At 73.0% G+C, this 13,108-nt stretch carries 10 protein-coding genes; 3 read left to right on the top strand and 7 right to left on the bottom strand.

Translation table 11 applies throughout. The features are described from left to right. The first annotated feature begins 39 nt into the window (after nucleotides 1-39). Nucleotides 40-2,586 (top strand): YfhO family protein, encoded by a 2,547-nt coding sequence (locus LRD69_RS12190; RefSeq protein WP_277326595.1) that lies wholly within the window; start codon nucleotides 40-42, stop codon nucleotides 2,584-2,586. Nucleotides 2,587-2,839: 253 nt separating this feature from the next. On the opposite strand, the gene LRD69_RS12195 is transcribed toward LRD69_RS12190, so the two are convergent. The 3 genes from LRD69_RS12195 to LRD69_RS12205 form a co-directional block, all read right to left on the bottom strand. Next, entirely contained in the window at nucleotides 2,840-4,372 is a 1,533-nt protein-coding gene (locus LRD69_RS12195) for a serine/threonine-protein kinase (RefSeq protein WP_277326596.1), read from the bottom strand. Further along, nucleotides 4,369-5,001: a hypothetical protein gene (locus tag LRD69_RS12200; protein WP_277326597.1), complete on the bottom strand. Its 633-nt coding sequence runs from the start codon at nucleotides 4,999-5,001 to the stop codon at nucleotides 4,369-4,371. The genes LRD69_RS12195 and LRD69_RS12200 overlap by 4 nt, the downstream gene beginning before the upstream one ends. 129 nt (nucleotides 5,002-5,130) lie before the next feature. Beyond that, complete coding sequence (locus LRD69_RS12205; RefSeq protein ID WP_277326598.1) at nucleotides 5,131-7,323, bottom strand: N-6 DNA methylase; 2,193 nt, start codon at nucleotides 7,321-7,323, stop codon at nucleotides 5,131-5,133. Between the two features lie 232 nt (nucleotides 7,324-7,555). Between LRD69_RS12205 and LRD69_RS12210 the strand changes: the two genes are divergently transcribed. Further along, nucleotides 7,556-8,389 (top strand): DUF4190 domain-containing protein, encoded by an 834-nt coding sequence (locus tag LRD69_RS12210; protein WP_277326599.1) that lies wholly within the window; start codon nucleotides 7,556-7,558, stop codon nucleotides 8,387-8,389. A gap of 271 nt (nucleotides 8,390-8,660) precedes the next feature. Here LRD69_RS12210 and LRD69_RS12215 read toward each other — a convergent pair whose 3' ends face one another. Further along, the gene (locus tag LRD69_RS12215; RefSeq protein ID WP_277326600.1) at nucleotides 8,661-9,407 is read right to left on the bottom strand and encodes an N-acetyltransferase; all 747 of its coding nucleotides are present in this window, start codon (nucleotides 9,405-9,407) and stop codon (nucleotides 8,661-8,663) included. A gap of 156 nt (nucleotides 9,408-9,563) precedes the next feature. Next, a complete protein-coding gene (locus tag LRD69_RS12220; protein WP_277326601.1) occupies nucleotides 9,564-10,178 on the bottom strand; it encodes a CGNR zinc finger domain-containing protein in 615 nt (204 codons plus the stop codon). A 178-nt stretch (nucleotides 10,179-10,356) separates the two neighbouring features. Here LRD69_RS12220 and LRD69_RS12225 point away from each other — a divergent pair, with 178 nt between their 5' ends. Further along, the gene (locus LRD69_RS12225; protein ID WP_277329708.1) at nucleotides 10,357-11,094 is read left to right on the top strand and encodes a metallophosphoesterase; all 738 of its coding nucleotides are present in this window, start codon (nucleotides 10,357-10,359) and stop codon (nucleotides 11,092-11,094) included. A gap of 184 nt (nucleotides 11,095-11,278) precedes the next feature. Here LRD69_RS12225 and LRD69_RS12230 read toward each other — a convergent pair whose 3' ends face one another. Both LRD69_RS12230 and LRD69_RS12235 read right to left on the bottom strand, forming a co-directional pair. Continuing rightward, entirely contained in the window at nucleotides 11,279-12,049 is a 771-nt protein-coding gene (locus tag LRD69_RS12230) for an HNH endonuclease family protein (RefSeq protein WP_277326602.1), read from the bottom strand. A 121-nt stretch (nucleotides 12,050-12,170) separates the two neighbouring features. Beyond that, nucleotides 12,171-13,037 carry a hypothetical protein gene (locus LRD69_RS12235; RefSeq protein ID WP_277326603.1) on the bottom strand — a complete coding sequence of 289 codons (867 nt, stop codon included), beginning with the start codon at nucleotides 13,035-13,037 and terminating at the stop codon, nucleotides 12,171-12,173. Nucleotides 13,038-13,108 lie beyond the last annotated feature (71 nt).

Here is a 13,108-nt window from a genome sequence, read left to right on the forward strand (position 1 = left end):
ACGCTGAGCATTGCTTTCGAGAATGCGATATTCGTCCGCATGCCGACCCTTCGCTCCCGTACGGCCGCACCCGCGCTCGCCGCACTGATCACCACGGCCGCCGTGTGCGCGGGCGACGCCGTGGCCCGCACCTTTCCGTTCGGGCCGCGCACCCGCAGCGTCAATGACCTCGGCAACCAGTTCGTGCCGTTCCACGCCCGGCTCTGGGACCTGCTGCACGGGCGCGGCGACGGCGGGGTGCTCCTGAACTGGTCGTCCGGGTACGGGACCAGCTTCCTGCCGGACCTCGGCACCTATCTGACCAGCCCGTTCGCACTGCTCGTGGGGGTGTTCCCGCGCGACCGCATCGACCTTGCGGTGTATGTGGTGACGGTGCTGAAGATGGCGGCGGCCGCGGCGGCCATGGCGTGGCTGCTGCCGGTGCTGCGGAGCGGTCGCCGGTGGGTGGCCGGGGTGCTGGGCGCCGCGTACGCGTTGTGCGGCTGGTCGGTCATCGAGGCGTCGTACAACCCGATGTGGCTGGACGGGCTGATCGCCCTGCCGCTGCTCTGCCTGGCCGCTGAGTGGGCCCGGACCGGGCGCCACCGGGTGGTGGCGCCGCTGCTCGTCGCGATGGTGTGGACCGCCAACTTCTATACGGCGTACATGGCGACCCTGGGGGCCGCTCTGGTGCTGGTGGTGCGTCTGCTGACGGAGGGCGACAAGGGCAGGGCGGCGGTACGGGGGCTGGCGCGCGCGGTCGGGACCGTGCTGCTGGGGGTCGCTCTCGCGGCGCCCGTCCTGCTTCCCGTCTACCTGGGCACGAAACACGCCTACCCCGGCTGGGTCCGCACCTTCCGGCCCGCGCCCTGGCCCGATGTGTTCGCCCGGCTGCTCCCCACCACGTACAGCTTCTTCACCCCCGCCCTCTTCCTGGCCACGGTCGCGCTGCTCCCGGCCTGCGCCCTCGTCTTCCACCGGCGGGTGCCGGGGCGCGAACGGTGGGCGTGGGTGGGGCTGGTGGCGTTGGTCGGCCTGTCCCTGCAGTGGAGGCCGACCCATCTGCTCTGGCACGCGTTCGCGACGCCCAACGGCAGTCCGTACCGGCAGACGTTCGTGTTCGCCGGTCTGGTCGTGATGGCCGCCTGGATCTCCCTCTCGTACGGACGGCCCGGACGCCGCGCCCTGATCGCCGGGTGCGGGGTGCTGGCGCTGGTCGCAGCGGGAGCGACCTTCAGCGACAAGGTCGAGATCACGAACTGGGCGTACCTGTTGTTCGCGGCCGGTCTGGTGGCGACGGCCGCGGCGCTGGCTCTGCCCGGCCGGGGCCGCTGGGCGCCGGTCGCCGCCGTGCTGCTGGCCGGAGCGCTGGTGGGGCAGGCGGCGGCGACCACCGCGTTCGCCGACCGTCAGCGCGTGGCGAACCTCGACGACTACGCGCCGTGGGGCGAGCGGCAGAGCGTGGAGGCCGCCGCAGTGGCCGGCGCGGACGGCTGGCCCGCATACCGGACCGACCCCGGCGGGGAGCTGAGCACCTCCAACGATCCGCTGCTCGTGGGCGGTCAGGGCGCCGCGTACTACAGCAGCCTCACACCGGACGTGCTGACCCGCACGTTCGCCGCTCTCGGCGCCGGCTGGACGTCCAACGGCCGGGCCATGCACAGCCTGAACAACCCCGTCACCGACGCGATCTTCTCGGTCGGCGCGCGGGTGTACGGGCCACGCGACCCGCACCAGCAGACGAACATGCCGCCGGACGAACGGCCGGTGACGGTGACCCGGCAGGAGGTCCCGCCCCTGGTGACCGTGCGGCAGCCGGGCACGGCACCGTCGTTCGGCCGGTCGCCGTACCGCAATCAGGAGGCGCTGCTGGGCTCGCAGGTCTATACGGTGCCGCAGCAGACGCTCCGGAGGATGAGCGGGGGACCGGTCAAGGAGGCGGACCCGTACACCTACATGGTGGGGCACGGCACCTACCAGCTGACCGCCCTCTGTCCGGCGGGCAGCGAGGCGTTCCTGTGGGCGCCCGGACTGTTCGGCTCGGCCCGGCTGGGCGATCGGCCGGACGCACAGGAGACCGAGATCCGCGGGCTGTTGCCGTCCCGGCGCGCGGCCATGGAATCGCTGGGGCGCGTGGCGGGCGGCGACGGGCAGGCCGCGGCCGGGAGCGTTCCGGTCGTCATCACTCTGACGTCCGCCCACACGGGAACCGTGCCGCACGAGTCCCTCGGCTGCCTGGACCGGGGCCGGCTGGCGAAGGCCGTGACCGGGCTGCAGCGCACAGGAGCGACATCCGTCCACGTCACCGACGACGGCATACGGGCCGAACTGCCGCCCGGCAGCCACGGAACCGTCGTGCTCGCCGCACCCCGGATCGCGGGCTGGAGCTGCCAGGGACACCCCGCCGACTCGTATCTGGGCCTGGTCGCGGTCCCGGTCCCCGCCCACACGACCACCGTCGACTGCACGTTCCGGCCGCCCGGCCTGCGGGCGGGATCGGCGGCCGCGGCGGGCGGGCTGCTCGTCCTGATCGGGATGGGAGTGCGCGGAGCACTGCTGCGCCGGCGCTCCAGGCGACGGGAGCTGGTGCTGGCGGGTCCGGACTGACGGACCACCGCCGGTGCATGCGAGTGAGGTGAGGCCGGTGCCGGCGCCTCCGCCGGGACGCCGACCGGTGTTCCTGGTGCCGGCGGGTCCGGATGTCAGGCAGGCATGTCGACGGTGGGCCCGGCGGCTTGAGCGGCAGCGGCAGGGCGTCTGCCGTACGTGATGAACGAGGTGAGCCGGTGGCGCCTCCTCCGACCGGCCGGGCACCGACACGCCGGCCCGGATGTGATCGCGGCGGCAGCCGCGCGTCCGCTCAGCCCCCGCGGACCCGCACCTGGCGGTCGAGCTGGCGGCGCAGCTCCACCGGCAGCGGGTGGTGCGGCCCGTACATCCGCTCGGTGTCGTACAGCAGCGCCTGGAGCTGCCCGCGCGCCGCCGCGTGGTCGCCGACCGCGAGCAGCAGATAGCCGATGCGCCGGCGGATCTCGAAGGAGCGGGCCGGGTCGTTGCCGGTCGCGTACTGGTTCTCGTAGTACGGCAGGACCGCGCGGTACTCCGCGAGTGCGGCCGCCGGTTCGCCCAGCTGTTCCAGGCACTGCGCCGCGTCGTAGCGGTACTGCAGCGTCTGCGTGTCGGCCGGGCCGGACTCCGCCGCCCGGTCGTCGGCGAGACGCCGCAGTTCGGGCAGGGCGCGGCGGTACTGCCCGTCGTCCATGAGCGTCGCCGCGTACTGCTTGCGCAGGATGCGGACCACCGGTGAGCCCTCGCCGTGCTGCTCGGCGGCGGCCGGAAGGATGCCGCCGAGGATGTCCACGGCCTGGGTGATCCGGCCCTGCCCGAGCAGCTGCTTCACCTCGTCGACGGCGGCCGCGACATCCGGCCGGGCGGGCATCGGCGCGGGCTGCGCGGCGGGCGGGGTGGTGACGCGGTCGGGCCACGGCGCGTGCGGCCGCAGGAAGGGGCGCGTCGGGTCGAGCGGGCCGGACGGCAGCCCGGTGGAGCGCGACGGGAGGAGCGGGGTGAGGTGCTCGTACACCTCCTGGGCGCTCGCCGGGCGGTGCTGCGGGTCCTTGGCGAGCAGCCGCAGCACCAGCGCCTCGAGGGGCTCGGGGATCTCGGGCCGGATCTGACGGACCGGCAGCGGAGGCTCGTAGAGGTGGCGGTGCAGCACGCCGAGGGCCGTGGATCCGGAGAACGGCACGTCCCCGCTGAGCAGTTCGTGGAGGAGCACCCCGAGCGCGTACAGATCGGTGTACGGGCCGACGGCGCCGCCCATCGCCTGCTCGGGCGCCATGTAGGCAGGGGAGCCGATCGGGGTGCCGGTGTGGGTGAGGCGCGTCGTGTCGTTGTCCAGGACGGAGGCGACGCCCAGGTCCAGGACGGTGACCGTGCCGTCCGGGCGCACCATCAGATTGCGGGGCTTGAGGTCGCGGTGGACGATCGGCACGGCGTGCACGGCGGAGAGCGCGGCGCAGAGCTGGGCGGCCACGGCGACGGACCACTGCCAGGGGTAAGGGTCGTGCTCGGCAAGATGGTCGGCGAGGTCGGAGCCCTCGACGTACTGCATGACGAGGAACAGGTCGTCGCCGTCATTGCCGGCGTCATGGACGGTGACCAGGCCAGGATGGTCGACCTGGGCGGTGACCCGGCACTCGCGCACGAACCGGCGCCGCAGCTCGTCGACGGCGTCGCTGCCGGCGGGACCGGCGACCTTGTCGGGCCGGAGCAGCTTCACCGCGACCCGGCGGTCGAGGCGCTGGTCGTACGCCGTCCAGACCTGGCCCATGCCGCCCTGGCCGAGGATCGTCGCCAGTTCGTACCGCCCTGCGATGACGCGGCCGCTCAACGGCCCTCCTCCTTGCGAAGGTAGTCGCTCAGCTCGTCGAGCTCGGCGCGGACCTGGTCGATACGGTGCGGCGGGGTGGGTACCGCCGCGTGCTGCGGCCGGGGCGGCGTGCTGGGCTGTGCGGGCTGCGGCGGGGTCCCCGGCTGGTACCGGGGCGGCTGGGGCTGCGGATACTGCTGCGGCTGCACGGCCAGCGGCGGCTGCACGGGCACCGTCGGATACCCGTACCCCTGCACCGGCGGCACGTAGCCGCCGGTGAACTGCTGCCTCGCGAGCTGCTCGTAGTGGCGGATGTCCGCTGTCAGGTAGTAGGCGCAGGCACCCAGCATCGCCAGGAACAGCAGAGGTATGAGGACGAAGTCGATGCCATTGGCCTCGGCGTTCTCGCCGTCCCTGCCGATGGTCGGCACGAGGACACAGATGAGCACGAAGCCGGCCCCGGTCAGCCACCAGTCGCTCGTCCTGCGGCGCACGATCGCGAGGCGCAGGAGCGGGGCCCACAGCAGCAGACCGATCGAGCCCACCGTGATCACGACGAACAGCACACGCATCGAGACGATCCAGGCCCTGCTGGGCATCCGACGCGGCGGCATCGGCGTCGGCGTCGGTGGATGACCCGGGGCGTACATGGCTGCTCCTGGTACCTGGTGGGGAACGTGCTGGGCGCACCTGTCAGCGCGCGCAGATCTGGCTGACCTGAGCGTAAAGGGCGACACCGACAACGGTCCCGGGGTTGTACCGAACCGTTGTGGTTCGGCTCACTCCGGCGTGACCGTGCCGTCCGTCAGCCCGTCGTACATCCCCTGGACCAGCTGTCCGCCGAGCCGTCCGGCCAGCCGGAGCGCGTCCTCGAACGCGGCCAGAGCGCGGAACTGCGCCCCGTACCGCTGCTGTTCCGCGAGCGGCAGCCGCGGCAGCTGGAGGCGGCGGGCGTCGAGCCGGGTCGCGGTGGACGCATAGCTGCTGGCCTGCCGGTTGTTGGCCGTACCGCGCAGGAACCCGGCGAGGAACCACGGGTCGAGGGCGGCCGGATCGGGGCGCAGCAGCTGGAGGTTGCGGCCGAGCGCGGCGCCCGCGGTGGCCACGTCGATCACCCGGGCGACGGTGCCGCCGCCGAGGACGGGGACGACGACGTCACCGGGCTCGACGAGGACCGGTTCCTCGGGTGGCCCGTCGGCGGCCGCGGGGGCGGCGGGAAGCGTTCCGGACGGGGCGGTGGAGCCGAGGACGTCGTGCTCCGTGAGGACGGGGCCCTGTCCGGTGCCGGAGCCACCGGTACGGAGCTGGAGGGCGCCGGCCCGGGCAAGTTCACCGACGGTGGTGAGCGGCCAGCGGGCCGGGTCGGAGGGATCCGCGGGCGACGGGGTGAGGGCGGCGGTCTGCCGCAGCGTGTCGGTCAGCCGGGACCGTACATGGGTGAGTTCGGCGGGTCCGCCTCCGGCCGTCGGGGGCGGCAGATGGCGGGCGGGGGCCAGGTCCACATCGTCGTCGAGGAGTTCGATGACGGGGACGACCCGGCTGACACCCGGCCGGTCCCGGCCCGTTCGGCCGGCGGTGCCGTCCGGCCCGGCGCCCGACCCGTTCCGCTCGGCCCGGTCGAACGGCTCCCAGGCGTCCAGCACCGCGCTGTGCACCGCCTGCCAGTCGAGCCGGTCGCGGCCGCCCGATGCGGGGGTGGCGGTGGCCGCGGAAGCCGGTTCGGCGGGCTCCGAGGTGTCCACGAGCAGCAGTTCGGGCGAGGGCCGGACACCGGCGCCCGGCTTGCGCAGCACCCAGAGGTGGAGCGGGATGCCGTACGGGGGTGCGGCGCCGGCCGGGAGGGCGACGACGGCACGCAGGGCGCCGCGGCGCAGCAGATCGGCACGGATCCGGCGGCCGGAACGGCGCGACGCGGCGGCCGGCGGCATCAGCAGGACGGCGGTGCCGCCGTCGCGCAGATGCGCCAGGGCATGCTGGACCCAGGCGAGTTCGGACTCGGTCCGGGCGGGGAAGCCGTACTCCCAGCGGGGGTCGTAGGCGAGCTCGTCGTGGCCCCAGTTGCGCTCGTTGAACGGCGGATGGCAGAGCACGGCGTCCACGGTGAGCTGCGGGAACGCGTCGGCGCGCAGCGTGTCACCGGCCCGTACCGCGAGCGTGCAGCTCTCGGGGGCGGAGTTCAGGGCGAGGCGGAGTGCGCTGAGCGCGGCAAGGTCCGGGTCGGCGTCCTGCGCGTACAGGGCGGACGGACGGCTGACGGCGCGCAGCAGGGCGCCGGTGCCCGTCGCCGGGTCGAGAACCGTGCGGGCGGGCCGGGTGCCCGTCTCGACGAGGGCGGCCATCAGTTCGGCGAGGCCGGGCGGGGTGAGGGTGAACTGGCGGGGGTTGGCATCGAGCTGACGGCCGAGCAGGAACTCGAAGGCCTGGTGGGCGCCGGTCTCGGCGGCGAGTTCGGCGGCGGCGCGCAGAAGGGGGACGGACGGCAGGAGTTCGTCGCTGCCGGGAGCGCGCACGGCCCGCACACAGCCGGTTCCGCGGTCCGCCTGCGGTGACGTGCCCGGTGCCGTGTCCGGGGAAGCGGGGCCGAAGCGCGCGGTGAGCAGGTCGCTCAGGGCGAGGTGGAGTACCTCGGCCATCCGCTCGTCCGACACCGCGGTGGTCTCCAGCCAGGCGGTGGGCCTGTCCCGGACGTACAGCAGGGCGCAGCCGGTGTGGACGAGGGCGGGAACGGCGCCGGCGGGGTGGCCCGCCACCTGCTGCCAGACCCGTTCACGGAGCGGGACCTCGGCGAGCTTCCCCTGGGCGCGCAGCCACTGTTCGACCTCGGGCAGGGCGAAGGACGGACTGGTCTCCGTGCCGCCGACGGGCCTGGGGAAGTCGGCGTGGCGGCGACGCCAGTTGCTGACGGCGGCGCGCCCCACTCCGGCGAGCCGGGCGATCCCGGCCGCGGTCACCTCTGTCGAGTTCTCCGGCACTGACTGTCTCCCTGGTCTGGGTGTCCTGGTCCTGATCCGTCCGCGCTGCCTGCTGTGTTGTCGAGCATACCGAGCTGTTCACGCGGAACCCATTCACAGCGTGCATGAACCCGTCGCGTGTGAACGGTGTTGACTCGGTTCACAAGCTCTGCTGTTATTGACCTGTCGCTACATCAGGTGGCGCAACAGACCGCTCACCACTCAATCCCTGCACATGCCGGAGGGCACAGCCATGTCCCAGTTCACGCAGCCGCCGCAGTCCCCGCAGTCCCAGCAGCCGTACGCCCCCGCCCAGACGCCGGGCCTGCGTCCGGCCCGCAACGGGCTCGGCATCTCCGCGCTGATCCTCGGCATCATCGGCGCCGTCTCCGGCCTGATCCCGTTCTTCTTCTGGCTGGCGGGCATCCTCGGGGTCATCGCCCTGATCCTCGGCCTGGTCGGGCGGGGCCGCGCCAAGCGCGGCGAGGCCACCAACAAGGGCACGGCCACGTTCGGCGCCGTCCTCGGGCTGGTCGCGCTGATCCTCTCGGTGGTCGGTGCAGTGATCACCTTCAAGGCGGTGGACGACGCCGTGAACGACCTCAACAAGGCGGTGTCGGACACCACGGCGTCCGCAAAGCCGAAGGCGGGCGACGCGGGATCCACCGAGGACAAGGGCAAGGACAAGGACACCGGGAAGGCGCTGGAGGCCGGCGACTCGGCCGTGTACGACGACGATCTGACGGTCACGGTCGGCGACGCGACGTCCTACGCCCCCGCCTCGTTCGCCGCCGGTCACACGAAGGGCAACCGGGCGTACCGGATCGCCGTCGTCATCGAGAACGCGGGCAAGGAGAAGTTCGACGCGGCGCTCGTCAACGTCGAGGCGCGGGCCGGCAAGGACGGTGTGAACGCCGAGCAGATCTTCGACGGCAAGGTCGGCGAGGGCTTCAGCGGCACGGTCCTTCCGGGCAAGAAGGTCACGGTCCAGTTCGCCTTCGACGCCCCGGCGGACGCCAAGAACCTGACCGTCGAGGTCAACCCCGGCTTCACCTACACCGCCACCCAGTGGGACCTGAAGCTGTAGAGCGCCCCGCCCCTGCCGGCCCCGGCCGGAGGTCCGCCGTGCGCCGTCCCGCCCGCGTCGCCGCCGCCGCTCCGCGCGCCGCACCGCACCGCCGAGGCCCTGGCTCTCACGGCCTGCGACCCGGTGTCCGCCCGGCAGCAGGACACCGCCCCGTGCGCCCCGGCCGCCGGGTCCCGGCCGCGTTCCCCGTGGCCGACGGAGCGTTCACAGTGAAGAGAGCGGCCGGCCGGCATGTGCGGAACCCGCCCACCCGGGCGGGTTCCTGCCGTGTTCACACCCGGTGCCGCACCCACACATTGGGCTCCACGTAGACCGCGTACCCGTGCGCCACCGAACACTGCACCGGCACCAGCGCCCCTGGCACCTCCACCGGACCGTCCTCGTCGAACGGCAGCCCGGTCCAGGACCGCCACCGCGCGAGGGAGCCGGACACCGTCATCGACACCGGCGCCACCGCCTCGATCACCCCGCCCGCGCGCACATGGACACGCAGCCACGGGTCGTACGGGAGACCGTCCTGCGCCCGGGTCCGGCGGGCGTACTCCTCCATCGGAACCGAGGCGTCCAGGTGCTTGGCGTTCGGCCGCACCGGAGCGACGACCTCCCGGAATCCGAGCCGTCCGGCGTTCTCCCGCATCGCGGCGACCATCCGCCCCGAAATCCCCTGACCCTGCAGACCCTTGGCGACGCAGATCTCGATCGCGCTGACCGTGTCCGGCGTACGCCCGTGCTGCAGGTCGGAGAACGCCCACAGCAGCACCTGGTCCCAGCCGCCCTCCGGCAACTCCCCGCGCCCCGGGGCGTGCAGTGCGAACGGCACGCTGTAGGCCCGTGCGACGACGGTGCCGTCCGGGTCCGTCGCGACGAGCGCGTACTCCGGGAAATCGACGGCGAGCCTCGGGTAGTTCGCCCACCCCACGAGATCCTCCAGGACGAACTCCGGCCAGGTTTCGGGCATCTCATACATGGGCCGGGCGAGCTCGGGGCGCGCGGCGAGGGTGGTGATCGTCAGCTCCATCCACCCCACGCTAGGCGGGGGCACCCGCGCCGGCCACCGTATTCAGCGGTGTGCGGACACGGCCGCGACCGAAACGGCCGGCCCGATCCGCATTCGGCGCCCCCGCACACCCACGCGCGCTCCCCCACCTCGGGACGGGCCCCCTCCGGGGCAGCGTCAGGACGGGGCAGGGCCGTCGGACGACGCGCTGCGGCGCGCGTAGTGGCGGGCCTGTCGTGCACGGTTTCCGCATGACGGCTTGCACCATTCCTGCCGTCCGTGGCTCCTGACGAAGTAGCGCACACAGCGGGGTGCGGTGCAGGCCCGCAGCTGCTCGCGCTGCGGACCGCCCAGGAAGTCGATGGCGGCGCGGGCCAGAGCGGCGACCAGCCGCACGTGCGGATCGTTCTCGGTGGAGAAAAGCCGGGCCGTGGGGGCCCCTTCGGCGGGCCAGTCCAGTTGCGGGGCGACGAGTTCCCGGCCGGCAGCCGCATTGAGGTCGGCCAAGGCCTGGTCGACGGGCATGAGCCGATGGGCGTCCGCCGGGCTGGGGGGAGCCGGGCTGACCGTTCGGGCGAACAGCGTCCGGACGGCCCGCCGCAGTCCGATGATCCGGCTCCTCAGGTCCTCGTCGGCCGTGATGTCTCCGGCCGGGACGTGGCCGGCCAGCAGGTCGCTCTGCCGGTGAATCCAGCGGGTCGTTCCCTCGACCGTGGCGAGGTCGTCGGTGACGCCGCCGTTTCCGTCATGGCGGATCGTGCTCGCCAGTTCCAAAGCCGTCCAGCGCTCCACAAGGCCTCCCTGTTCCTCCCGTGCCCGGTCGCCGGCCACTTGATCGCACCTGTAGGCACACCCTAAAGTCCCTAACGGAAAACTGAGAACTTCCGTTAGGGACGGGGTGCGTACCCGCGCTCCGGGTCGGCATGCACCGCCGGCCGAGCCCGCCGCAGAAGGAGAGAGAACAGTGACGCTGTTGCTTGCACACATCAGTGATCTGCACCTGGACGGCAGCGAAAGGGCGACCGGGCGAGCCACCCGCGTCATGGACCATCTGCGGGCACTGCCCCGCCCGGTCGACGCTCTTCTGGTCACCGGAGACATCGCCGACCACGGCGAGGAGGCCGAATACGAGGAAGCGGCCCGCATCCTCGCTGCCCCCTTCCCGGTGCTCACCTGCCCCGGCAACCACGATGTGCGCCAGGCCTACGGCAAGGTCCTGCTCGGGAAGGCGCCCGACGACGGCCCCGTCAACCGGGTCCACCACATCGCCGGCACCGCCGTCCTGATGTGCGACTCCACGATCCCGGGGAGGGACGAGGGACGCCTCGACGCCCGGACCCTCTCCTGGATCGACGCCACTCTCACCGAACTGCCGCAGGACTGCCCGGCGTTGATCGCCTTCCATCAGCCGCCGGTCGAACTCCACCACCCACTGCCCGACTCCGGGAGACTCGAACAGCCCGAGCAACTGGCCGCCCTGCTCGACGCACACCCGCAGGTGGCCGCCGTACTCACCGGCCATGCCCACACCGCAGCCGCCTCGGCCTTCGCCGCACGTCCGCTGATCGCCGCACCCGCCGTCACCTGGACGCTGCGCATGCCCTGGGAGGGCGGCCACGTCGCAGACCGCGACCAGCCACCCGGCCTCGCCTTTCACGTCCTGGGCGACGACCGGCGTCTGACCACTCACTTCCGCGTCGTGCTCTGATCCCCGCGGTTCCTGGAGCTCCGGGGGCCGAGCGCCCCGGGGCCGGCGCCCGAAAGCTGCCCGGCTCAGGATGCTCGCCCTCACCCGCCGCATGGCCGCGCCGTGCAGCCGCAGGCCCGGAGCGATCAGAAGCCGGTCACGGGCCGCCGCCGGCCGACACGCCCCGGCCGGGACGTGCGGCTCCTCAACCGCCGCACTGGCGCAGCATCGCCTGCTTGTCCGGCGCAGTGACCGGCATCGCGTACTTGATGACGACCTGGGCGAACCGGACCGCGTAGGCGCACCTGATCTGCTTGTTCGGCGGCAGCCAGGACGCGGGCCCGGAATCGCTCTTGGCGGAATTGGCCCGCCCCTCGACCGGGATCAGATTGAGCACATCATTGGCCAGCTGCTTGCGCTTGCTCTCCGGCCAGCGGGACGAGCCCATCTGCCAGCTGTACGACAGCGGCACCACGTGGTCGATCTGCACCTCGGCGGCCTTCGCCTTGCGCCACTCGATCGTCTTCCCGGTGTACGGATCGTGCAGCGTCAGGGCGACGACCACACAGTCGGAGCCGGCCCGGAAGCGGAGGTTGCGGCCATCGCGATGCAGAAGATCGTTTCGCGTGTCGCACCCGTTCCTCGCCAGCGGCACCCCGTCCGCCGTGTCCATCCAGGCGTAGCCGAACTCGTCCCTCGCGTAACCGGTCTTCGGGCCGCGACCCTTGGTGGACACCTTCTCCACGATCTTCCGGGCGGCGGCCCGGTCCGCCTCGGTGGTGAGAGGCGCGAGCCCGGGCTTCGTACCGTCCGCGTTGGCCAGCGGGCTGACGCCGAAGCTGCCCGCCTGCTGCCCGCCGCCCGCCGATCCGCTGTCGCCGGCGGTCACGTCATCGGGGTCGCAGCCCGTCAGGGTCAGGACCGCGGCCGCACTCAGGGCGGGCAGCATCACTCGGTACGCGCGGGGAGATATCACTCGGGACCGTCCTGACGGGGAGAAAGCCGAACGCGGGAATCCTACGGACGTCTTCCCCGCCGACGGGCGTTCAAGGCCGCAATGCGCGAGGGATGCGGCCCGCATCACACCGCGCCGCGTCTCACACCTTCCCGATGCCGAGCGTCGTCTCGGACGGCAGCAGCCCGGACCCGAGCGCCGCCACCCACAGCGGCCCCAGCAGCTCCACCAGCCGCTCCCGCTCCCCCTCGCCGAGCGCCCGCCAGGGGGCGGCCGCCCGCTCGTCCGTCCGCCGCTCGACTTCGGCACGCAGCGCCCGGCCCGCCTCCGTCGCCGTACCGTCCTCCTCCAACAGCCCCCGCCCGGCCAGCCGTTCACGGGCCGCGTCCCACTCCTTGCCGCTCCACCCCCGGCTCGCGAACACCTCAGGGCGTGCGGCGCCGATGCCGGCGAACGAGACCAGCGACTCGACCGGGTCGAGTCCGGCTTCGGCGAGCGCGGCGATGTGCCCGTCCCCGCGGTGTTCGCGCAGAACCGTCGCCGCGTGCCACAGCGCCGAATGCGGTTCGTCCGGCCACGGCAGGGCGGCGTTGGCCTCGGCCAGCGGACGGCCGGTCGCATCGGCGGCCTCCGCGACGCGCCGGGCGAGCGCGGCGGCCTCGGCGATCTCCGGGCCGGCGGCCTGTTCCCCGAGCAGCGCGCGGTACGCACGGTCGACCGCCCTCGCGCGGGCCGCGAGCACGGCGCCGGGAGAGGCGACGGACCAGGCGGCCGGAACGTGCTCCCGCACCATCTGCGGGCTGAAGCTGTAGAAGGTGTCGGCGACCCGCTCCGCGCCCACCGCCCCCAACGGCGCCGCGCGCCAGGCGAAGTAGCTGGGCCAGCGCTCATCGGTGCGGTAGCCGAGCGCGGCGGCCTCCTCGAAGACCTCCGGCGCGTAGTAGAGCACCGCGTGCAGGGGCTCCAGCAGGTGCCACATCTGACGTACGCGACCCAACTCTTCGGACATGTCTCCGCCCTCCGGCCGTACCTGCATCTTGTCGCTGACTAGTTCTAGAGAATCCTCGCTCCCCATCAACT

This window comes from Streptomyces sp. JH14, from assembly GCF_029428675.1.
GTDB lineage: Bacteria > Actinomycetota > Actinomycetes > Streptomycetales > Streptomycetaceae > Streptomyces.